This is a genomic window from Sphingobacterium sp. BIGb0116 (assembly GCF_024808035.1).
GTDB classification, from domain to species: domain Bacteria; phylum Bacteroidota; class Bacteroidia; order Sphingobacteriales; family Sphingobacteriaceae; genus Sphingobacterium; species Sphingobacterium paramultivorum.
The window spans coordinates 403,701-426,332 of sequence record NZ_JANUDT010000001.1 but is presented as its reverse complement, the minus strand read 5'-3'; the positions used below and the strand labels follow the sequence as shown (position 1 = coordinate 426,332).

23 protein-coding genes and 1 riboswitch are annotated in these 22,632 nt (G+C 38.5%); of the genes, 10 read left to right on the top strand and 13 right to left on the bottom strand.

Features of this window, described 5'->3' with window-relative positions; translation table 11 throughout:
* Nucleotides 1-41: 41 nt before the first annotated feature.
* Nucleotides 42-665: a 7-carboxy-7-deazaguanine synthase QueE gene (locus M2419_RS01990; protein WP_075993340.1), complete on the bottom strand. Its 624-nt coding sequence runs from the start codon at nucleotides 663-665 to the stop codon at nucleotides 42-44.
* Nucleotides 666-1,373: 708 nt separating this feature from the next.
* On the opposite strand from M2419_RS01990, the gene thrS reads away from it, so the two are divergent.
* The 5 genes from thrS to M2419_RS01965 all read left to right on the top strand — a co-directional run bounded on the left by thrS (nucleotide 1,374) and on the right by M2419_RS01965 (nucleotide 5,256).
* The gene (thrS, locus tag M2419_RS01985) at nucleotides 1,374-3,299 is read left to right on the top strand and encodes a threonine--tRNA ligase (RefSeq protein ID WP_182331244.1); all 1,926 of its coding nucleotides are present in this window, start codon (nucleotides 1,374-1,376) and stop codon (nucleotides 3,297-3,299) included.
* An 11-nt stretch (nucleotides 3,300-3,310) separates the two neighbouring features.
* A complete protein-coding gene (infC, locus tag M2419_RS01980) occupies nucleotides 3,311-3,871 on the top strand; it encodes a translation initiation factor IF-3 (RefSeq protein ID WP_075993338.1) in 561 nt (186 codons plus the stop codon).
* A gap of 39 nt (nucleotides 3,872-3,910) precedes the next feature.
* Nucleotides 3,911-4,111 (top strand): 50S ribosomal protein L35, encoded by a 201-nt coding sequence (gene rpmI / locus M2419_RS01975; RefSeq protein WP_002993964.1) that lies wholly within the window; start codon nucleotides 3,911-3,913, stop codon nucleotides 4,109-4,111.
* A gap of 98 nt (nucleotides 4,112-4,209) precedes the next feature.
* Nucleotides 4,210-4,554, top strand: coding sequence for a 50S ribosomal protein L20 (gene rplT / locus M2419_RS01970; protein ID WP_046674462.1), 345 nt, complete (start codon nucleotides 4,210-4,212; stop codon nucleotides 4,552-4,554).
* 252 nt (nucleotides 4,555-4,806) lie between these two features.
* Entirely contained in the window at nucleotides 4,807-5,256 is a 450-nt protein-coding gene (locus M2419_RS01965) for a DUF3060 domain-containing protein (protein ID WP_159731020.1), read from the top strand.
* A gap of 41 nt (nucleotides 5,257-5,297) precedes the next feature.
* On the opposite strand, the gene M2419_RS01960 is transcribed toward M2419_RS01965, so the two are convergent.
* The 5 genes from M2419_RS01960 to M2419_RS01940 form a co-directional block, all read right to left on the bottom strand.
* Nucleotides 5,298-8,039 (bottom strand): DUF3857 domain-containing protein, encoded by a 2,742-nt coding sequence (locus M2419_RS01960; RefSeq protein WP_182331246.1) that lies wholly within the window; start codon nucleotides 8,037-8,039, stop codon nucleotides 5,298-5,300.
* Between the two features lie 157 nt (nucleotides 8,040-8,196).
* Entirely contained in the window at nucleotides 8,197-9,132 is a 936-nt protein-coding gene (rimK, locus tag M2419_RS01955; protein WP_070565651.1) for a 30S ribosomal protein S6--L-glutamate ligase, read from the bottom strand.
* A gap of 57 nt (nucleotides 9,133-9,189) precedes the next feature.
* Nucleotides 9,190-9,627 carry a RimK/LysX family protein gene (locus M2419_RS01950; RefSeq protein WP_159731016.1) on the bottom strand — a complete coding sequence of 146 codons (438 nt, stop codon included), beginning with the start codon at nucleotides 9,625-9,627 and terminating at the stop codon, nucleotides 9,190-9,192.
* Nucleotides 9,628-9,689: 62 nt separating this feature from the next.
* Nucleotides 9,690-10,868, bottom strand: a complete 1,179-nt coding sequence (locus tag M2419_RS01945) for an AIR synthase related protein (RefSeq protein ID WP_153848286.1) — start codon at nucleotides 10,866-10,868, stop codon at nucleotides 9,690-9,692.
* A 53-nt stretch (nucleotides 10,869-10,921) separates the two neighbouring features.
* Nucleotides 10,922-11,404 carry a DNA-deoxyinosine glycosylase gene (locus tag M2419_RS01940; protein ID WP_153848287.1) on the bottom strand — a complete coding sequence of 161 codons (483 nt, stop codon included), beginning with the start codon at nucleotides 11,402-11,404 and terminating at the stop codon, nucleotides 10,922-10,924.
* A 97-nt stretch (nucleotides 11,405-11,501) separates the two neighbouring features.
* Here M2419_RS01940 and M2419_RS01935 point away from each other — a divergent pair, with 97 nt between their 5' ends.
* The 4 genes from M2419_RS01935 to mgtE all read left to right on the top strand — a co-directional run bounded on the left by M2419_RS01935 (nucleotide 11,502) and on the right by mgtE (nucleotide 14,837).
* Nucleotides 11,502-12,365: an SPFH domain-containing protein gene (locus tag M2419_RS01935; protein WP_259254131.1), complete on the top strand. Its 864-nt coding sequence runs from the start codon at nucleotides 11,502-11,504 to the stop codon at nucleotides 12,363-12,365.
* Between the two features lie 10 nt (nucleotides 12,366-12,375).
* Nucleotides 12,376-12,552, top strand: a complete 177-nt coding sequence (locus tag M2419_RS01930) for a ribbon-helix-helix domain-containing protein (protein ID WP_153848792.1) — start codon at nucleotides 12,376-12,378, stop codon at nucleotides 12,550-12,552.
* Between the two features lie 87 nt (nucleotides 12,553-12,639).
* The gene (gene pepE, locus M2419_RS01925) at nucleotides 12,640-13,350 is read left to right on the top strand and encodes a dipeptidase PepE (RefSeq protein WP_182331248.1); all 711 of its coding nucleotides are present in this window, start codon (nucleotides 12,640-12,642) and stop codon (nucleotides 13,348-13,350) included.
* Nucleotides 13,351-13,520: 170 nt separating this feature from the next.
* Nucleotides 13,521-14,837 carry a magnesium transporter gene (gene mgtE, locus M2419_RS01920; protein WP_153848790.1) on the top strand — a complete coding sequence of 439 codons (1,317 nt, stop codon included), beginning with the start codon at nucleotides 13,521-13,523 and terminating at the stop codon, nucleotides 14,835-14,837.
* A gap of 224 nt (nucleotides 14,838-15,061) precedes the next feature.
* Here the strand turns inward: mgtE and M2419_RS01915 are convergent, their stop codons facing one another.
* The 6 genes from M2419_RS01915 to ubiE all read right to left on the bottom strand — a co-directional run bounded on the left by M2419_RS01915 (nucleotide 15,062) and on the right by ubiE (nucleotide 19,359).
* Nucleotides 15,062-16,300 carry a voltage-gated chloride channel family protein gene (locus tag M2419_RS01915; RefSeq protein WP_182331250.1) on the bottom strand — a complete coding sequence of 413 codons (1,239 nt, stop codon included), beginning with the start codon at nucleotides 16,298-16,300 and terminating at the stop codon, nucleotides 15,062-15,064.
* A gap of 36 nt (nucleotides 16,301-16,336) precedes the next feature.
* Nucleotides 16,337-16,399: riboswitch (Fluoride riboswitch) on the bottom strand.
* Nucleotides 16,400-16,405: 6 nt separating this feature from the next.
* Entirely contained in the window at nucleotides 16,406-16,780 is a 375-nt protein-coding gene (locus tag M2419_RS01910) for a DUF423 domain-containing protein (RefSeq protein ID WP_153848788.1), read from the bottom strand.
* An 11-nt stretch (nucleotides 16,781-16,791) separates the two neighbouring features.
* Complete coding sequence (locus tag M2419_RS01905) at nucleotides 16,792-17,244, bottom strand: GNAT family N-acetyltransferase (RefSeq protein ID WP_259254129.1); 453 nt, start codon at nucleotides 17,242-17,244, stop codon at nucleotides 16,792-16,794.
* 88 nt (nucleotides 17,245-17,332) lie between these two features.
* Nucleotides 17,333-17,782, bottom strand: a complete 450-nt coding sequence (locus M2419_RS01900) for a GatB/YqeY domain-containing protein (RefSeq protein WP_120332659.1) — start codon at nucleotides 17,780-17,782, stop codon at nucleotides 17,333-17,335.
* A gap of 10 nt (nucleotides 17,783-17,792) precedes the next feature.
* Nucleotides 17,793-18,554, bottom strand: coding sequence for an SDR family NAD(P)-dependent oxidoreductase (locus M2419_RS01895; protein ID WP_153848786.1), 762 nt, complete (start codon nucleotides 18,552-18,554; stop codon nucleotides 17,793-17,795).
* 64 nt (nucleotides 18,555-18,618) lie between these two features.
* Nucleotides 18,619-19,359 carry a bifunctional demethylmenaquinone methyltransferase/2-methoxy-6-polyprenyl-1,4-benzoquinol methylase UbiE gene (gene ubiE / locus M2419_RS01890; protein ID WP_153848785.1) on the bottom strand — a complete coding sequence of 247 codons (741 nt, stop codon included), beginning with the start codon at nucleotides 19,357-19,359 and terminating at the stop codon, nucleotides 18,619-18,621.
* Between the two features lie 385 nt (nucleotides 19,360-19,744).
* Here ubiE and dnaB point away from each other — a divergent pair, with 385 nt between their 5' ends.
* A complete protein-coding gene (gene dnaB / locus M2419_RS01885; protein ID WP_370445164.1) occupies nucleotides 19,745-21,355 on the top strand; it encodes a replicative DNA helicase in 1,611 nt (536 codons plus the stop codon).
* Nucleotides 21,356-21,483: 128 nt separating this feature from the next.
* Here the strand turns inward: dnaB and M2419_RS01880 are convergent, their stop codons facing one another.
* Nucleotides 21,484-22,377, bottom strand: a complete 894-nt coding sequence (locus tag M2419_RS01880; protein ID WP_259254125.1) for a DUF3078 domain-containing protein — start codon at nucleotides 22,375-22,377, stop codon at nucleotides 21,484-21,486.
* Nucleotides 22,378-22,632 lie beyond the last annotated feature (255 nt).

Sequence of the window (22,632 nt, the reverse complement as noted above, 5' to 3'; positions counted from 1 at the left end):
GAAGGCCTTTTTTGTGTCTATTTAATCGTGCATTTGCATGATTAAGGAATGTTCAAGAACTTATGTGTTTGTAGTGAAATATCCCATTTAGGGTTTTCTTTTACGTAGTCAATAATAGAAGGTGTCATCTCTTTAGATTTCGACCATTCAGGTTGAAGGTATAATCTACAGTTTTGTCCTACAAGTTGTGCGTATTCTTCTCCCCATGCGAAATCGCTTTTATTGAAAACGATAACTTTAAGTTCACCAGCAGCTTCTAACACATCTTTGCGTGGAGCTTTGAATTTTTTTGGAGATAAACAAATCCAGTCCCATTCGCCACTCAAAGGATATGCACCTGAGGTTTCAATAAACGTTTTAATGCCCGCCTCATGAAGTCCTTTTGTTAGGTAATCCAAATTATAAATAAGTGGTTCGCCACCCGTAATGACAACTGTTTTTGCCGGATATTTCTTTGCATTTTCGATAATCGAATCTGCGGTTGTAAGGGGGTGGATAGATGCATCCCAACTTTCCTTTACATCGCACCAGTGGCAGCCCACATCGCAACCACCCAATCGTATGAAATAAGCAGCAGTCCCGGTGTGGTAGCCTTCTCCCTGAATAGTGTAAAATTCTTCCATTAAGGGCAATAGTGTTCCGTCTTCAGGTACTTGATTTGACATAGTTAAAATTTCAGTCTGCAAAGGTAGCAAATATTAATGAGATGCTCAATTTGTCCTGTGGCTTTTAAGTAGCTGTCCTGTCATTTTTTTTATATATAGTTGCTGGTAATAATCTGTTTTATCCCATTGTTTTTAGGTTGATGTTTAAGCAAAGCACATTGTTTACCGCTACTATGGTGCCAGGTTTATACGATGTTTGCTATTAACAGCGAAACAATACTCTTTTTACAGGGGGTTAACAAGGGTATAATAGGGATTTACCCCTGTTAACCCCCTGTTATACCCCTGTTAACCCCCTGTAATTACCCTGTTAATATATAAGCTGATTTTCATTAATTGTTGGGATGTACATGGGGCAATAGAGAGGAGCTATTGATCAATAAGATCAGATTATTAATTCGCTTTAAACAGCAATGATGAGGATGTAAAGTGTGTAAAGCTGATGAATTTAGCGCATTTAAACTATGGACAAGAGGGGTGTAGGTTCGGCTTTCTATTTTTGTCGTCATAAATTATAAAAGCTGAAAACAACTTTGTTAAATTGTGACGATAGAATGCGTTGAATAGCGCAAAAAACCTGTTATTTTATCAGAATTTTTACTAAATTTGTGTCACAATTTATTTATTGAAAACATAAGTGTAATAACATAATTGTACATGTTGTTTTATGTTTTCTATTTTTTAACAATTTAAAGATCATAGTTGTAAATGATTAAAATTACACTACCGGATGGTTCCGTAAGAGAGTATCAACAAGGGATCACTGCTGCAGAGATTGCGTTATCAATCTCAGAGGGGCTTGCAAGAAACGTCCTTGCTGCCGAAGTAAATGGTGAAGTGTGGGATTCTGCCCGTGCTATTGAAGATGACGCTACTGTCAAGTTATTGACCTGGAATGATACCAAAGGTAAATCTACTTTTTGGCATTCTTCGGCACACTTGTTAGCGGAAGCTTTAGAAACATTGTACCCCGGAATTAAGTTTGGTATTGGTCCCGCGATTGAAACAGGATTTTACTATGATGTGGATTTTGGCGATCGTGAATTCTCGTCTGATGACTTTAAAGCGATCGAAGACAAGATGCTGGAGCTGGCTAAACGAAAAGAAACATTTGAGCGTAAAGCTGTTTCGAAATCTGATGCGTTGGCTTATTTCACAGCGAAAGGCGATGAGTATAAACTTGATTTAATCAAGGACTTGGAAGATGGAAAGATCACTTTCTATACACAGGGGGAATTTACAGATTTATGTCGTGGCCCTCATATTCCAAATACTGGATTTATCAAAGCGATTAAATTGACTAATGTTGCCGGTGCTTACTGGAGAGGCGATGAGTCTCGTAAACAGTTAACGCGTATTTATGGTGTTACGTTCCCTAAGGCATCGGAGCTTACAGAATATTTGAAATTTATAGAAGAGGCGAAAAAACGCGATCACCGTAAACTTGGGAAAGAGTTGGAACTTTTTGCTTTTTCTGAAAAGGTTGGTGCAGGTTTGCCTCTTTGGTTGCCTAAAGGAGCTGCATTACGTCAAAAGCTGATAGACTTTTTACAGAAAGCACAGTTAAACTCAGGGTATGAGCCTGTTGTTACTCCGCATATCGGACATAAGCAATTATATGTGACTTCTGGACACTATGAGAAATATGGAGCAGATTCATTTCAACCAATAAAAACTCCTATCGAAGGAGAAGAGTTTTTGTTAAAACCAATGAATTGTCCGCACCACTGTGAAATTTATAAGGTAAAACCGCGTTCGTATAAGGATTTGCCAGTTCGTTTTTCCGAATTTGGTACTGTTTATCGTTACGAACAGTCTGGTGAGCTTCACGGTTTGACAAGGGTTCGTGGGTTTACTCAAGATGATGCACATTTGTTTTGTCGTCCAGATCAGGTTAAAGATGAATTCAAAAAGGTAATAGACTTGGTTCTTTATGTATTTGGTGCGTTAGGCTTTAACGATTATACAGCACAGGTATCATTACGTGATCCTGAAAACCGTACAAAATATATTGGTACTGACGAAAATTGGGCTTTGGCTGAGTCGGCGATTATTGAGGCCGCTGAAGAGAAAGGCTTACCGACAGTCGTGGAATATGGCGAGGCAGCTTTCTATGGCCCTAAGTTAGACTTTATGGTGAAGGATGCTTTAGGACGGAAGTGGCAATTGGGTACAATACAGGTGGATTATAATTTACCTGAACGTTTTGAATTGGAATATACTGGAAGTGATAATATGAAACATCGCCCAGTAATGATTCACCGCGCACCTTTTGGATCTTTGGAGCGTTTTGTAGCTGTACTGATCGAACATTGTGCGGGTCAATTCCCGTTATGGCTTGCGCCTGAGCAATTTATCGTCTTGCCAGTGTCAGAAAAATACGAAGAATATGCGCAAAATGTTTTGAATTCGCTAAATAATTCCGATATTCGCGGACTGATAGACTTACGTGACGAGAAAGTGGGCAGAAAAATCAGAGACGCCGAAGTGAAAAAGCTTCCTTATATGTTGATTGTAGGGGAAAAAGAGGTGGAAAATGGCACAGTTTCTGTACGTAAACATGGCTCAGTGGAATTAGGAACTATGACTGCTGACGCATTTAGAGATATATTAATTAAGGAAATAACCGTTTAATTTTTAAACATTTGGCATTAAAAAGACCCGGTGGTCCAAGACCACCAATGAGAAAGAAAGAACCAGATCACCGCATTAATGAGTTAATCAAGGTACCTGAGGTGCGCTTGGTAGGAGATAATGTGGAACAAGGAGTTTTCCCTACGCGCAAAGCGTTAGAGTTGGCTGATGAGTTGGAACTTGATTTAGTGGAGATTTCGCCAAATGCTGTACCGCCGGTTTGTAAGATTATCGACTACAGTAAGTTTGTTTACGAACAGAAGAAGAAACAAAAGGAAATCAAAGCTAATGCAAAACAGACTGTTATTAAAGAAATTCGTTTCGGACCTAACTCTGGTGAGCATGATTTTGAGTTCAAATTGAAACATGCTATTAAGTTTCTAGAAAGTGGAGAAAAAGTTCGTGCTTATGTACACTTCAAAGGCCGCGCTATCGTACACAAAGATCAAGGTGAGATCTTGTTGTTGCGCTTCGCTCAGGCTTTGGAAGACTACGGTAAAGTAGAGCTTTTACCCAAATTAGAAGGTAAACGCATGTTTTTGACAGTAGCTCCAAAGGCTCCTAAAAAATAATAAGAATTCTAACAGATTGATATAAAATTTATAAGTATTATGCCAAAAGTTAAAACCAATTCCAGCGCAAAGAAACGTTTCAAATTGACTGGAACAGGTAAAATTGCAAGAAAAAACGCTTTCAAAAGCCACATCTTGACAAAAAAGAGCACAAAACGTAAACGTAACTTAACACAAACAAGTTATGTATCTGATGGCGATATGGGCAACGTAAAACGTATGCTTGCTATCGGTAAATAAGTTTTATTCGATTTTATTAATAATAATTTTTTAACCGGGTATAAGGTTGTAAGTTCATTGAAATACATGACACCTTCTACCAAACTAATTTTAAAAATATGCCACGTTCGGTTAACGCAGTAGCTTCTAGAAGAAGACGCAAAAAAATCCTAGGCCTTGCAAAAGGTTACTTTGGATCACGTAGCAAAGTTTATACTATTGCTAAAAATACAGTAGAAAAAGGTTTACAATACGCTTACCGCGATCGTAAAACCAAAAAACGCGAATTTAGAGCTTTATGGATTCAACGTATCAACGCTGGAGCTCGTCAACACGGAATTTCTTATTCCCAATTGATCGGTAAATTAAACGCTAAAAACATTGGTTTGAACCGTAAGGTTTTAGCTGACTTAGCTTTAAATAACCCAGAAGCTTTCAAAGCAGTTGTAGACGCAGTAAAATAGAGTTTTTAATCCGCTGTCAATTTGTTAGAGATATTAAAGGAGCCTTTTAGGCTCCTTTTTTTTGTTATGACCGTTACTGTATCTTTTTTGGGACGTTATGTGGCAAGTAAACCCAATTCAATGCTATATTTCATTTTATTCTTATTCCCCAACTATACTTTTGAGGCAATTGACGTAGTATATTATAGTTCATATCCCTTTTAGATTTGAAATTAGGTTTGATTTTTGTTGATCTGTAGAAAACATAGCATTATGAAACTAAGAACAATTACATTTGGATTTTCACTTCTTTTGATCGGAAGCTTGGTGATAGCGGCCAAAGAGCCAGTTTCCAAGGCTCTAACTAACGATGTGGTTAATCAACAGGGAAAAGTTATCTCGATTGAAGGGGTGAACAATAACCGTACGATAGAGGCCAAAGGGGGAGAGGTCGTACAAATAGAAGGAGCTGACAATAAAGTTGTGATCCGTGGCAATGTGAGTAAATTGATTATAGAGGGAAAGGGGAATACTGTAACAGGTAGTGACATCGCAACGGTGACGATAGAGGGGGCAGACAATATGGTTAATATTGGTTCAGTAGAGACTGTTCAAATTGAGGGAGTCAAAAACCACGTCCATTATAAGTCTACGAAGAACAAATCCGGTCAGGTAAAAGTGTCTACTGAAGGCGCGGATAATATGGTGATGAAAATGAAATAATAAAAAGGGGGACTACACATTCCCCCTTTTTATTATTTCATTTATTTTTCAGCATTTTGGTTGCTACTCTGATCCAGACACATGCTGTCGTTTTGTACTTTATCTTCGTTGACACGTGTTTCTATAAGTGGTTCTGACATCGGATAGGGCTTTAAAAAGTCTTCGTCAAAGGGATGAGGTTTTTCAGCTTTGTGGACTGTATTGGCAGGCTGATATGTTCGAAGACAGGTACCTTTTACGCGTTCAGACTTATAAGCATAGCTACCCCAAATACAGAAAAAGATAATGGTTCTTATCGTATCTTCATATTTGGTAAATATGTCATCAGTTTTATTAAAGTATTGTTTGAACATAAAATAGCCCGCAATTGCGTCTAGTGTACAAAATATGGCCATAAATAGCGTAATTAAAAAGAATGTCTGAGCGAAAATATCCCTTCTCTTAATTAGAAGGATACAGCTATAAATCAATCCAATGATGATCAACGTGTTCGCAACTGTCTCGGCTAGGATTAAAACTTTGTAAACAAATGAAGAAACTCCATCGACATGATCCATTGCTTGCCACGTATTTAAATTAAAGAGAGATAAATTAAAGAAAAATAGGCTAGATAGGGCCAATATATTTGCAATTAGTACAACTAATAATAGGATCATCCATCCGCCAATTTGTTCGTGATAGACTTGGTCGTAGGGCTTGATAATAATAGGTTTGCTCTTATTATACTTTTTTATAATATACCAGAGTACGGATGCTACCGATATTAAAAATATGATTGATGAGAACCAATTAACCTCATGGGATGAGGTCGGTGTACCTAGGCTAGGAATACCATCTGTTGCATATCCATTAGTGTCTAGATAAAACCCATTATAAAAGATGTTATCGCGATCAGCGAAATCTGTATAATATTGTTTTAGGTCTGCTTGTTCAACAAATGATTCGTGCATTCCCAAGGTATAATGGATCTTAATACTATCTGCTTTAATTTCTAGTGTTTTACCAAATGTATAGGCTTTGCGGTCAAAAAAGCTATTCTCCTTGTAGACACCGAATGTTTTTTGTGCTTTATTAACGAGGTAGATCTCATATTCTATATCAGTAGGGAAAGGGAGGTCTAGTGGAGCATTGCGATCTTCCATAATTTCTGGAAGTTTCTCGTTTATATTTGATCCTATTAATGAAATATATTTTTTGGTAGATCCGTTTTCAGACTTACCAATATTTTTTATTTTGTATTTTTCGACAATTTCCACAATGTTGTTTTTGCTGTCATCCTTGTAATCCATGGAGCCAACCTTATTGATTTTTGAATAAGTTTTTGTGTAATAATCGAGATATTGCTTCTGTATATCATTTTTTGCATTGCTCTGAAAATAGTTGCGTATGTTGTCCGCTTCGTTTCCGCGATAGGTGGTTGTGACATCCAGGGTAGCGTCGAATTTGCCTTCAAGTGCTAAGACCTCTTTGACTTTGATATCTCCAACAACTTTTTGCGGTACATCTGCAAGTTGACCCCTATTCAAGGTCGATAAAACTTTTCCATAGGTAGGAAAATATCTATTCTTGATATCTCCGCCCTGATTAGTTATGGTTGGGTCAATATATTGGTGACGACCTTCGATACTAAGCTCTATGACCATATGGTTGAATGCATAAGGTGAAGGTAGATCATTTTGAAGGCCTCGGCTTTTATAGGTATTAGCTAATACTAAGCCAACATCAATATTCTTGTTTTTGAGCATAGTTGCCAATAGCATTGATTTGTCTTTACAATCGCCATAACGTTGTGAGAATACTTTTTCGGGAAGATTGGCTCGATGCGAATATTCCCCCATCTCAATACCCATATAACGTATTTCATTTTGCACGAAGTCACAGGCCTTCCGAATAAATTCATACTGCTGTCCATTTGACTCTTTCCAAAGCTGATTGACGAAAGTTTGAAGCGTGCTTGACGGAGAAATCTGTGGTATGGGATTGATTCGATTCTTCCATTGATCAATATCCTTCCAAGTGTTGAATTCTGAGCACTGGATGTACTGTAATGGGCTATACCAATCAGGCGTGTAGTTTTCGTATTGGACGGGCTTATGTTCGGTCAACTCCCAAAAGAAATTTGTTGAATTTCCAACGGATTGCTGTTGAACTTCCGGAGCTCCATTAAAGCTCTTGAAATGGAGTTTACGATGATTAGGTACAATATAATTGAGATGAATTAAACCTGTAGGCTCATAACCTTGTAGATAGTAGCTGTCAAAAAACATCTGTTCAAATACTGGATTTGCACCTACTATCGAATAGGCAAATACAATTTTGTCGTCTTTCCGTAGATCTTCCAATACGTAGTGGGCCATTTGACTTCCATTGTAAATAGATCTCGAAAGCTCTGTTTCAGAGGCTAAAAGATTAAATTTGGCTTTGGGTAGTATGTCAATATCTTTCCCATTACGAATGATTTTCAATTCATGCAATTGAAGTTTTTGGAAATGAGGATCGAAGGTTACTTGTACTTGCCCCAAATTTTCAACTCCACTTTGATCGAACAATACTTTTATATCCTTGTAGTATTTTGTTTGTGTTGCTAAATTTATTTGATGTTCAATTAATTCAAAGTAATATCCATCACTAATATCGTCCAAATTGGGTTTTACTGCTTTTTTTGTCAGCGGGCGGAGCCAGCTCGGTGTGGCTACTTTTTGAACGGATGTTTGGCTAAATGACCATGAGAATGTGGCTAATAATAGTATAAAAGCTAATAGAAGATGGCTAAATCTTTTCATCAATTAATAATTTAAACCTAAGATAAGTAAAATTTTAGGCATCGTCGTAACTGAGTCTAGTTGTCCTGTAAAATTAGCTCTGATAGTAATCAAAGGATTTTGAAAATAAGAAGGCTATCCAATAATGGGTAGCCTTCTTATTTCTTAGGGGAGGATATTATAATTTACTTTCTCTTTTTTTCTTTTTCTTGACAACTTTAGGCATTTGAGCCTGTTTTGCTTCATATTGTCGCTCAATATATTGTATAATTTCTGAGGCAATATCTTTTTTTGTCGCTTTCTCGATGCCTTCCAAACCTGGAGATGAGTTTACTTCCAGTACCAAAGGGCCTCTGTCAGAAGGAATCATATCTACACCACAAACCGTAAGTCCTAGCTGTGCAGCCGCCGCAATTGCTGTTTCTCTTTCGGCTTTACTTAACCGGATAATCTGAGCGGTGCCACCCCGATGGATATTTGATCTAAACTCACCCTCTTTCGCTGTGCGTTTCATCGCTCCAACAACTTTGCCGTCAACCACGAATGCGCGAATATCAGAGCCTTTAGACTCTTTGATGAACTCTTGGATCAGGATGTTATTGCCCAGTCCGTAGAACGCTTCTATAACAGAAGAGGCCGCTTTTTTGGTTTCGGCAAGTACAACACCGATACCTTGCGTTCCCTCGAGTAGTTTAATGACTAAAGGAGCTCCACCTACCATACTGATGAGATCGTCTACGTCAGAGGCCGTACGTGCAAATCCCGTAATCGGGAGTCCGATACCTGCACCGGATAAGATTTGTAGACACCTTAATTTGTCCCGAGATCGCGTAATGGCTTGACTGGGATTCGCGGAAATGACATCCATCACCTCAAATTGTCTAACGATAGCAGATCCATAGAATGTTACCGATGCTCCTATCCGGGGAATAATAGCATCAATATCACTCAGATCCTGTCCTTTGTAATGGATACTGGGTTTACCTTGCTGAATACCCACATAACACTTGCTGTGATCAATGACAACACATTCGTGTCCTCTTTGTTGTGCGGCTTCTACGAGACGACGAGTCGAGTATAAACTCTTTACTGTCGATAATACGGCAATTTTCACGGTTTGTATATTGAATATATTTTGTGCTAAGATAACAAAATTGCTTGGCTATTTGTTTTATTTTACCAGGGGCTTCGTCGAGAGATTTTCTTTGGAAACATCGACCAAAAATCTTTTGTATAAAAAATTTTTACCCAAAAGCATGGGGTAGGTCATCTGAGATCGGTTTCTAAAAGAGATCTTAATGCTAAATACCTGGTTATATAATGTTGCTGTAGTGCGGATATAGTAACGCTTTTCTTCTTGACCAAAAGAACTTTTTACCAGTTTTGTTCGATAGAGTTTTAACTTTAATGTTTTTGTTTCTTTTGTCTCAAAATTTGTGATAAGTTCGCAGATAATCCAGTCCTGACCATCTTCCTTAACTACCTTGTACGAGTTGCAGTGTAGTACCGATGAAGCAGCGCCGGTATCGACTTTTGCTTCTATACCATATATTCCCAATTCAGGTAAATCAAGGGTCTCTTTCCAGCCTACAAGAAGTTTTTCTTTCATTTATACCAAATTGAAAAAATAGCCCTGTCCAACGTTTAAGCAGCGGACAGGGATAAAATCTTTTATTCGTAGATAAATTCTCCGTAAGGAGAGGTTATAGTTACTTTTTTAGACGTAGATTCTTCTACGCGACCTATGATTTGAGCCGGAATGCCGAATGATTCTGAAATAGCAATGATATCCGATGCAATCGATTCAGGTACATATAATTCCATACGATGTCCCATATTGAATACTTTGTACATTTCTTTCCAGTCTGTATTGGATTCTTTCTGTATTAATTCAAAAAGAGGTGGGATCGGGAAAAGATTATCTTTGATGACATGCACATTATCCACGAAGTGTAAGACCTTTGTTTGCGCTCCACCAGAGCAATGCACCATCCCGTCAATTTGAGAACGATACTTATCTAGTATTTGTTTGATAACAGGCGCATAAGTACGCGTCGCTGAAAGAACAAGCTTACCCGCAGTTATTTTTTCTCCGGTTTCAACTTCGATTTCATTTGTAAGATCTTGGCTTCCCGCGAAAACTAGTTCGTAAGGAACAGCTGGATCATACGCTTCAGGATATTTTTCAGCTACTTTTTTGTTAAATACATCGTGACGTGCAGAAGTTAGTCCATTGGAACCCATTCCGCCATTGTACGACTGTTCATACGTTGCTTTTCCATTCGATGCTAAGCCAACAATGACGTTACCGCCTTTGATACGATGATTTGAAATAACATCTTCACGTTTCATCCGACAGGTTACTGTACTATCAACAATGATGGTACGAACAAGGTCGCCAACGTCGGCAGTTTCGCCACCAGTAGAATAGATGCCAATTCCCAACTCCCGAAGTTCCGCCAGAATCTCTTCTGTGCCATTGATGATTTCAGCAATCACCTCCCCAGGAATGAGATTTTTATTTCTGCCAATCGTGGACGATAAAAGAATGTTATCGATGGCGCCTACACAAAGCAAGTCATCAATATTCATGATAATTGCGTCTTGTGCGATACCTTTCCAAACTGAAATATCACCAGTTTCTTTCCAATAGACATACGCCAATGAAGATTTGGTGCCAGCACCATCCGCATGCATAATATTACACCAGTCTGGGTCTCCACCCAAAATATCTGGAATTATTTTGCAAAATGCTTTGGGAAACAGACCCTTATCTATATTTTTTATCGCATTGTGCACATCCTCTTTCCCTGCGGATACGCCTCGTTGATTGTATTTTAAATCTGACATCTTAGGGCAAAAATAAGCAATAGGACTGAATTAACGAATCTAATTCGTGTAATTTAATCACTTATTATTATGCGCCAATGTTGAATTAGATTTTCGAGATTACTTTTCGCATTGGCTGGACTAGTGCTGGGTAAGCATCTGTACATAATGTCTTCTCTTTTGTTGAAATGCTTTAAATATAAACTGTACGCTTTTTGTCCGTTGAAAATAATTTGTGTGATTGTGGGGTGGGTTTCCAGAAGCTCAACAATCTGATTCGGGCGCTCATTTTGTATGGCTAGGTCCATGCTGCCGGGGCGAGAGGCTTCTGCGCACACATCCCAAAGGCCAATGTTGTTTTTGAGTAATAGATCTATCTTCTCCGTGTAATTTGTTTGTTCCGGCCCATTGAACAAATGGGTTATTACTTTCCAAAAGCGATTTTGTGGATGTGCATAATATTTATTTTCTGCCAGAGATTTATCTCCAGGCAACGAGCCAAGGATGAGTATTTCTGTCGTAGAATTGACTAAGGGTAGAAAGGATTTTTTGCGCATAGTCAAAAATAGTAATTTTAAATTTTCATTTGAAATATGAAAATTATTATAATATATTTATGATATTAAAATGATATCAAATATATATTAACAAATTATGGAAAAACTAATTAAACCAATGTCTGGCTATTTAGCCTTATTAATAGCTGTTGTCTCCTTTGTGGCAGCTATATTCTCCTTCGCGAATGTCGAAGCAAGTTCCCTGTATGTTGGACTGGGTGTGATATTGATGATTGCTACTTTTTTTATTTTAAAGGGATTGATGATTATTAATCCAAATCATTCGCGTGTGCTGAATTTCTTCGGAAAATATGTAGGTACGGTTAAGGAAAACGGTTTGTTTTTTGTCAATCCCTTGTATTCGACGATTAAAGTAAGTCTTCGTTCGGATAACTTACAGGGACAGACACTGAAAGTAAATGACAAGATGGGAAATCCAATCGAGATTGGAGCGGTTATCGTATGGCAAGTAGGTGATACGTACAAAGCTGCTTATGATGTGAGTAACTATACATCTTATGTACGCACGCAAAGTGAAGCGGCGGTAAGACATTTGGCCGGGAGCTTTCCTTATGATAACTTGGAGGATGAAGGAGCGGAGATCACTTTGCGTGAGGGTGGAGATACCGTAAATCATATTCTTGAACAAGAATTGGCGGATCGTTTAGCGCCTGCCGGAGTTATTATTAAGGAGGCAAGAATAAGTCATTTGGCCTATGCATCCGAAATCGCCGGGGCGATGCTTCAAAGGCAGCAAGCCGCTGCAATTGTTGCCGCGCGTTCAAAGATTGTAGATGGAGCTGTAGGTATGGTTGAAATGGCACTAAAAAAGCTGTCTGAAAAAGATATTGTAGAGCTGGATAACGAAAAAAAAGCAGCAATGGTCAGCAATTTAATGGTGGTACTCTGTGGAGAGAAAGCAGCGACACCAATTGTAAATACAGGTACGTTGTACCAATAAACGAAATGAAATGGCGGATAAGAAAAACTTTATGCTACGCTTAGACGACCAAATGTACAAAGCATTGGAAAAATGGGCTGCAGACGAGTTTAGGAGTGTTAATGGGCAGATAGAATATCTTTTACATAAGGCACTGCAAGAAAACAAAAGATTGGGTGCAGAAAAAAAGACTGCTGATAAGAAATAGCCTATAGTAAGGAATGAAAACTGTACCTTTGGCCTTGCAATTGACAAAGCCAAAGGTACTTTTTATTTAATGTTTTAACGATAGAAGATGAAGATTAATCCAGCGTACAAGTTATTGGTCGTAAGTACAAGCACGATCCATGGTAGTGAGTTTTTAGCTTATATTAAGCACGATTTTGTCGAATTTATTCAGTCAGATGAATTATTATTTATCCCTTTTGCGAGACCTTCAGGAATTTCTTTTGATGCTTATACCGGTAAGGTACAAGATGCCCTGAAAGATGAGGGCGTGACGGTTAGGGGGCTGCATGAGTTTCATAATAAGAAGAAAGCTATTCAGGATGCCAGGGCTATTTTTATTGGTGGGGGAAATACATTTCTACTGTTAAAAACGCTATATGAGCTGGATTTGGTACAGCAATTGCGTGTGCAAGTAGCAAAGGGTATTCCATATGTTGGTACATCTGCAGGTTCCAATTTGACAGGACTGACGATTGGAACGACAAATGATATGCCTATTGTTTATCCGCCTAGCTTTGATGCACTTGGTTTCTTACCTTTTAATATCAATCCACATTATTTGGATCCAGATCCAAATTCTACACATAAAGGAGAGACAAGGGAAACGCGAATCCAGGAATTTCATCAACTTAATCCTCAGCCAGTCATAGGCTTACGTGAAGGGAGCTGGTTGCATGTAAATGAAGGAAACATAGAACTGAAAGGTAATTTAACAGCCCGGCTATTTAAAGCTGGTTTCGAGCCCGAGGAGCTAGCGCCTGGATTAATTAATTTTTAAGATATTGTAAAGTTCATGGGTATATCAAGTCAAATGTACTCTTCAATGTAGTAGTGACGATTTTATGAAAGACTAGCAGCAATTCCCATTGGAAAAAATAGTTTTTCAGATTGTTGAAAATAATACAAAATAAGCTACTTTTGCGCTAAATCCATTAAAATTTTCTTCCAATGGAACAAAATTCAGCATTACACCCGGCCGATATCGCGGAAGAAATATCGCGTTTAAGTAAAGGGGAGCAACATCAAGAGTTTATGGACTATCCTTTGGAGGATAGATTGGAGATCTTTTCTTTTTTTGAAATGGATGTCCAATATACGTTGATCAAATCAATGACGGAACATGAGCTGTCCGAATTGCTGAATAATTTGAAGCCGGATACGCGTAATGAATTGTTGTCGGAATTGCCGGATGATCTGATCAAATATCTGATCAATCTTTTGAATGAGCGCGAGAAGCAAATGGCTTTGGAGTTGATTGGTTATAAAGAGAACAGTATAGCCCGACTTATGACACCAATGTATGTGCAAGTTCGCCCTTATTATACTGTTGATGATGTCTTTCGGCATATTAAAGTTTTTGGAAGGAAAGCTGAAACGCTCAATTTTATTTATGTAGTTGATGAGAAAAACGTATTGATCGATGACTTGAAAATTGGTCAGTTACTTCTATCGGATTCTTCGACAAAAATTTCTGATTTGATCGACTATAATTTTGCAGCGATTAAAGCTTCAACACCTATGGAAGAAGCGTTCGAGATTTTTCAAAAATATGACCGAAGCGCCTTGCCAATCATTACAGAAGCGGGTGTATTGGTCGGCATTGTGACATTTGATGACGTGTTGGATCGAATTGAAGATCGCGATACCGAAGATATACAGCGATTTGGGGGGATGGAAGAATTAGATCTGGCCTATACGAAAACTCCTTTATTGCAATTGATCCAAAAAAGAGCCGGCTGGCTGATTATCTTGTTTTTTAGCGAAATGCTTACAGCCTCAGCAATGGGATTTTTTGAAGGGGAATTGGAAAAGGCAGTTGTTCTTGCTTTATTTGTTCCTTTAATTATATCTAGTGGGGGTAATTCTGGGTCTCAAGCAGCATCCTTAATTATTCGTGCCATGGCTCTCGGTGAGTTAAAGCTGAAAGATTGGTGGTACGTGATGAAGCGTGAAGTTTCTTCTGGTTTAATCTTAGGTGGAATATTGGGGTCGATCGGATTCCTACGGATATTGGCTTGGCATTTTCTTGGTCTGTATGACTATGGTCCTTATTGGATTTCAATTGGTTTTACGGTTGCTGTTTCCTTATTGTTTATTGTATTATGGGGAACGTTATCAGGGTCGTTTATTCCATTTATTCTACGTCGGTTTGGATTAGATCCAGCGACGGCATCAGCGCCATTTGTAGCTACCTTGGTGGATGTTTCAGGATTGATTATTTATTTTACTGTTGCGGCATTCTTTCTGCATGGAAAACTACTGTAGTTCAGATTATAAGATTTTAAAAAAAGCCTAAAGCATACTTATGATTTAGGCTTTTTTTTATCAAAAAATTTTTTCTAGTGTCTTTATTAAAGTCATCTATCCATTCATTGTGGTCAGCACTCTTCTTCTTAGCATGTTTTTTTGCCCTATCTTGTTTTTATTTGAAGTAGTTCATAATGGAATACAAGGAGATAGACAGAGAAGCTGAAAGCGCTTTGTCTTGTCTATAAATTGAGCCTACGATAGAATTTTTCCTTCAAACCTCCTTTTTGTGCAATATAAATTCCTTTTTTTCCGGAAAATAAAAAAGCGACTATACACGCTATTGCTATAAATAAAATAGGTTGAATCCCAAATAATTCATAGCCCATTACAATACAGGCGAGTGGAGTGTTTGTAGCGCCTGAAAATACGGCTACAAAGCCCATGGCAGCCAGCAGGCTGATGGGGAGTGGAATAACGGTGCTTAATGCACTTCCTAAGGTTGTCCCGATAAAAAACAGCGGGGTGACTTCTCCGCCTTTAAATCCGGCAGAAAGGGTGAAAGTCGTTAAAAGTAATTTGATGATAAAGTCATAATAATTCGACTGATCGACGAATGCGTTCTGAATCATTGGTATGCCAAGTCCAATATAGCTGCTGCTGTGAAATAATGTAATGATGAGTACCAAAATAATACCGCCAATCACTGGTCTAAGCAGAGGATATTTAATTCGTTTGAATTGAAGGCTAAAGAAACCGCTGGTAAATGTAAAAAGCCATGCTGTAATACCGAATAGAATACCTGCGGCGAGGCTAAATCCAATATTGGTCAAGGACAGCATTGGAATAACATCATGAATTGGATAATGGGTGTGTGGAATATTCCATAATTGACAGCTGAAGTTCGCAAAATAGGCGGTAAATAAACAGGGCAGGATACCGAAATATCTTTTTTTGCCAATCAGTAGTACTTCCAGGCCGAATATTGTTCCGGCGAGCGGGGTGCCAAACACAGCGGCAAAGCCTGCAGTGATGCCGATTGAAATTAAGATACGGCGTTCAGTTTTATCGAAGTCAAACCAGCGATTGAGCTGATCGGAAACTGCTCCACCTATCTGTACGGCAGTTCCTTCACGGCCTGCCGAACCTCCAAATAGATGTGTAAGTAAAGTTCCGAATAGGACAAGAGGCGCCATGATAAGCGGAATGCGGCGTTGGGGATGAAGGTATTCTTCAATCAGCAGGTTATTTCCTTTACTTGATGGATTGCCCCAATACTTATAGGACAATGCAATGGCAAATCCCGCTAGGGGGAGTCCATAAATTATCCAAGGATGAGCTTCTCGGTACTGCGTTACCCAATTGAGGGAAAAGAGAAAAAACGCACAAATAGATCCTACGATGAAACCTATCGCACTACAGGAGATAAGCCATTTAAGAAAAAAATGAAGATTGCTTTGATTTGAATGTGTTATAGCCATAAGTCTACACTTTATATAAAATTGTTGTTTTATACTAAAATAGTAGACGTCATCAGCTTATTAAGGCGGTTCAGGGCAGACATCATTGCCATATTTATCTCAAATCTACAAAAAGCGAATGATAATAGCAACCCAGCCTGCGATCATAAGTAATCCGCCGAGCGGGGTGATTGGCCCAAGAAACTTTAGATTCTTTTTCCAGTATTCCGCAAACGATAGAAAATATATACTTACCGAGAATAAAATAGTTCCTAGTGTGATCAGATAAAATGCGACTCGTTCAGACTGAAACTCAAAGGAGAAATTAAATCCTAGAATCAATAGGGTGAGAGCAGTATACATTTGATATCGAACGCCAACCTCAAAGGATTCCAGCTTTTCAGCTGATAGGATTTTTTTGAATGCATGGGCTCCAAATGCACCTAGGATAATAGCGAGGCCGCCAAATAGGGCGGCAGTGATGATGACAACGTTTTGCATGCCTAAATTTACTAAATTGGGTATTTAATCATATCGATATGAAGGATTTCGTAATCGGGGTAGGGCTCAGAGATTTGTTTAAACCCTAATTTTTCATAAAAGGATTTTAAATGAAATTGCGCACCTATCTGTATCTCGCCTTCACCAAATTCTTTATAGAGAGATTCGATGGAATGAATCATTAATTGTTGGCTCAGACCGGTTCCGCGCGCTTCCTCGGCGACGATAACCCGACCAATGGAAGCTTGTGGGTAGGAAAGGCCCGGAGGAACTAATCTCGTGTATGCTATAATACGATCATCTTGTTCTGTCCAAAGATGCAGACAAGCAAAATCTTTATCGTCCAATTCAGGATATAAACATTCCTGCTCCAAAACAAACACTTCCATTCGAAGCTTTAAAATACGATATAATTCTTTCGTGTTGAGTTCGTCAAAACTCTTTAGATTCCACTGAAAAGCCATAATTGAAATAAAAATAGAGTCAAATTATACAATCGATATGGCTGTAAAGACATATCCAATTTAATTTGACTCTATTGATTTGAGAGTTTTATGCGAGTAGACTTTTAACAACTTCAGAGATGGTTTTTCCATCTGCTTGTCCAGCAAGCTTTTGATTTGTGGCACCCATTACTTTACCCATATCTTTAATGGAAGAAGCTCCTGTTTCGGCGATAATTGCTTTGACAATCGTTTCAACTTCTTCTTTGCTTAGTTGTTTTGGCAGATAAGCTTCAATAACTTTTTCTTCCTCAACTTCAATTTCATAAAGATCTTCACGGTTTTGAGTCTTATAAATTTCAGCAGATTCGCGACGTTGCTTTACAAGTTTTTGTAAAACTTTAATCTCTGCCTCCTGGTTAAGGTCTTCGGCATGACCTTTTTCAGTTTTTGCTAGGAGAATAGCTGCTTTAATCGCACGTAAGCCACGTAATTTTGCCGTGTCTTTTGCGATCATTGCGGCCTTAATGTCTTGATTTATTTGTATTTCTAATGACATAATATTTAAATTATTTTCGATTGACAATTGTGCCTGTCGCTTGTGCTGTAGGCATTATTAATAGATCGTTTATATTGACATGTGCAGGTCTGGTAATGACAAAAAGGATCGTTTCGGCAATATCTTTTCCTGTCAGGGCCTGCACACCATTATAGACATTTTTAGCTCTTTCCCGATCTCCATGGAAACGAACTTCAGAAAATTCCGTCTCCACCATTCCGGGGTCGATAGATGTTACTTTAATGCCCTGAGTTAGCAAATCAATGCGCATAGCTTTAGTTAAAGCATCAACAGCATGTTTGGTAGCACAGTACACATTTCCATTCGGATAAACCTCTTTCCCTGCAATAGATCCTAAATTAACAATATGGGCGCCGTTTTCAGTGTCCATAAGTGGTATCACAGATTTACTCACATACAGTAAACCTTTAATATTGGTATCAATCATTCTGTCCCAATCTCCGATATCACCATTTTGAATAGGATCCAATCCTTGGCTCAAACCAGCATTGTTGATGAGAACATTTATTTTCTTCCATGCCGGAGGCAGACCCTCAATTTGATTCGCAACTTGTTCTGCATCGCGAACATCAAGCTCAAAAATATGGATCTGAATCGTAGGGTAGGTCGCGAGTAGTGTATCTTTTAATTCTTCTAAACGATTTAACCTACGGGCGCAAAGCAAAAGATTGTAGCCTTCTTTGGCTAAAACTTCAGCGCAGGCCTGACCGATTCCTGAGCTTGCTCCTGTAATAAAAACTGTTTTAGTCATATGTTGTAACTCGTTGATATTAAAAATTAATCCGATTTGACTCAAAACCAGATCTTAGGTCGCCCTATTTTGTAGCAATATAGATGGTGCAGATGCCAAATGTCTGTGGTCTAACGATCGTTTCGTTAAAACCTGCTTTTTTGTTTATGGCAACGAACTTTTGTCCATCTGGAAATTGAGCAACAGATTCTGGTAGGTATTCATATGCACTGGAATCTTTTGAAAAGAATTTTCCAATGGTTGGTGTAATAAACTTGAAATAAAAATTATAAAGCTGTTTAATGGGGAATTTCTTTGGATTCGAAAATTCTAAAATAACAGCTTTCCCACCAGGCTTTAATACGCGGTATATGTCTGATAGGCCTTTCTCCAAGTTTTCAAAATTACGGACACCAAATGCTACGGTAACGGCGTCGAAAGTATTATCTTCAAATTGAAGCCTCTCTGAGTCTCCTAACGCTACCTCAAATTGATTCGCTAATCCCTTACTTGCAATTTTTTTCTTAGCAACGTCAAGCATTCCTTGGGAGATATCGACACCAATAATCTTTTTTGGATTCAAGATTTTAATTGATTCCAATGCAAAATCACCAGTTCCTGTCGCTACATCCAACATCAGTTGCGGTTTTATGGACTTTAAGGCATTGATGGCTTTTTTGCGCCATATAATGTCAATACCCAAAGACATGAAATGGTTCAAAAAATCATAGGAATGAGAGATATTGTCAAACATATCTGCTACCTGTTTCTTCTTCCCATCGTTGGTATCTTTATAGGGTTTTAATGTTGAGGAGTCGTGCGTCATAGTTACAAAGATACAATATATGAATATTTTTTAGTGCTAAAAAAGGGATTTGTTTTCATCTTAAAGTCAGTTTGTTTTGATGATAGTGGAGGGGATTGATTTGCTTTTTACCATTTTGCTTATTCACAATGGCTTAAGTTATTAACATTTTTTAATGTATTGATTTTAAGTGGTAATTTTTTATTTTCAACATCTTTTCAACAGTAAGTGTTGAAAACTCACTGTGTAAATCTGTGTCCTTCAAAGCTTTTTGAGGTTTCGGGTGTGATCGTTGAATTTCTCTGTGTGTAACTCCGCATGGTGGTGAATTTTATTTTTTATACATTTGTTATCCTATCTAAAATTTATAAGGATAGCAAAGCTATATTTCTGATATAATATCATGATGAACGACAGTAATTTTGAAGCGAATAACACGGATAATAACAAACGGGGTAATTATGGCGAACGTCGTACCAAATTAAATAATTTGGTGAGTGGTTTGGGTAAACTTCCGCCGCAGGCAGTAGATCTTGAGGAGGCTGTTTTGGGAGCTTTGATGCTTGAAAAGAATGCGCTGAGTGAAATTATTGATATTTTAAAACCGGAATCGTTCTATAAGGAATCACATCAAAAGATCTTTGAAGCAATTTTTGGTCTTTTTCAAAAAACTTCCCCAATTGATATATTAACCGTTACCTCGGAACTTAGACGGATGGGGGCTCTTGAAATGGTCGGCGGTGCCTATTATATTACGCAATTGACAGATCGCGTGGTTTCGGCAGCTAATATTGAGTATCATGCACGTATTATTTCGCAGAAATACATCCAACGTGAGCTTATCAAAGTTTCTACTGAAATTATTAATAGCTCATACGATGAAACGTCAGATATCTTCGATCTGTTGGATCATGCCGAGAAAAGCTTGTTTGATATTGCGCAGAATAACTTGCGAAGAGATTCAAGAAAGATGGACGATATTATGCGTGAGGCGATTTCTAATCTTGAGATGCTGCGTGACCGTACAGACGGTCTGACAGGTGTGCCTTCTGGCTTAACGGCATTGGATCGTATGACATCAGGTTGGCAGCCTTCCGATCTTGTTATTATTGCAGCACGTCCAGCGATGGGAAAGACGGCATTCGTACTTTCTGTTGCACGTAATGCTGCAGTGGAACACGGTAAAGCAGTTGCCGTATTCTCGCTGGAGATGTCATCTGTTCAGCTTGTCAATCGTCTAATCGCTGGTGAAACAGAAATTGAGCAAGAGAAATTGAAAAAAGGAAATCTTGCTGATCATGAATGGCAACAATTGCATTCGAGAATTGGTCGTTTAACTGATGCACCTATTATTATTGATGATACGCCGGCGTTGAACGTGTTCGAATTTAGAGCTAAATGCAGGCGCTTAAAGGCACAATACGATATCCAAATGGTCATCGTCGATTACTTGCAGTTAATGCATGGAAAAGCAGACGGTAAAGGTGGGGGGAACCGTGAACAAGAGATCGGTAGTATTTCCCGGGCTTTGAAATCTGTCGCCAAAGAGTTAAATATTCCAGTGCTTGCATTGTCGCAGTTGAGTCGTGCAGTAGAGTCAAGGCCAGGAAACAGTAAGCGTCCTATGTTGTCTGATTTACGGGAGTCTGGTTCTATTGAGCAGGATGCGGATATGGTTCTTTTCTTATATAGACCCGAATATTATGGTTTGACAGAAGATGAAGAGGGGCGTCCTACTGCCGGTGTCGGTGAGGTTATTATTGCAAAACACCGTAATGGTGAGACCGGAATTGTTCCACTTCGCTTTGTGGGTAAATTTGTGAAGTTTGTGGATTTAGAAGATGAGTTTTCGGGTATGGGTGGCGGAGATGGATTCGGTGATGCGCCGGCTACATTTTCTGCTTCGGCATTGAATCCGTCGCCAAACTTTGCTGATGATTTTAGTGCTGGGGGCTTCAGTGGTGGTATTACTATGCCGTCTCGAATGAACGATATGCCCGATGATGCCCCATTTTAGAGATTAATTTTACATAAGTATTCCTAAATAATAGAAAAAACCGAATGATTTAAATTCGGTTTTTTCGTTTACGGCGCCTTCGTAATTTATGTTTCTTATGCGAGCTTGTTCATGCCATTTTTTTTCCTTTAAAATTTGTATGTCACGCCTGCACCGACAATTTGCCTAATTTGTAGGGCAGAATTTCTCTTTCCAACTTCAACATTATCTTTAATAATCGGAATAGCCGTATTGTCATCGTAGATCATCTGTACACCTGCGTTTACTGTAATAAACTTGTTTACCTTCATAAAAAGATTGGCCGTATAGTCAATATCTACATTTTGAGGTTTATCTAAATAGTTTGAATAGAGTTTTAGTATATTTTCAAATGAAATGTTCTCCATTAGATTTACTTTATAATAAGCGTCAAATGACGCGCCGAATTCAGTGCGGGACTTGCTGTTCGGATTTAGTCCATATCGTGTGGAAAGGAGCGTATCACTTACGAATACAAACCGCACAGCCGCAGGTGAAAGATTAAATCTGAGGTTGTCCGATCGTTTATACGCAAAACCCGGACCGAAGCTCAGGTATGCCGGAGCTAAAAACCTGGATATCCTTTTTTTTGGTGAAGCTGTGTAGTCATAACCATCGGCAAATTGTGTGTTAAAGTTTAGAAAAAAGGTATAAAGCCAATATTGATATGCCTGATGTCCCAACAAGCTATTTAAAACTAATCGGTCATCATTTTTGCGCCAGTCCGACTCTTTTTGAAAGGTTAGCCCATAAGCCGCAAGGACCTTGTTGTCCCATGACCATTTGCCTTTCTTGTAATTGAAGTCGTAATTAAGAGTTAGGTTGCCGGAGAATGAATTCACCCCACCAGCAGCCCAATTAGAAAATGAACTTTGGTTGATCAAAAAGGTGTTTTCTCCTTTGATAATCCAGGTTTTCGTGCTGTCTACCGCGGTTGTCTGAGCGTAGGTTTCATGTGCTAATAAGCCAAGAGCAATAAGAATGATTGATTTTATTATTTTCATGTGTATACTTAATTTGTTTGCATTTCCATATTATTGTGATCCAAATGAGCACGTACAGCTTTCTATCTTATTAGACAACTAACGCAGTGGTTTTATAGCTGCGTATTGGATTTGTTGAAATATATTTCGTTCCTATCGTTATATACAACAAATTTGATCTGATCGATGCTCTTAAAACGAGGTTATTATCCATTTTCAACGTGATGTTTTGAGCGTGTACGAGAAAATAAATATTTTATAACTAAACGAATAAAT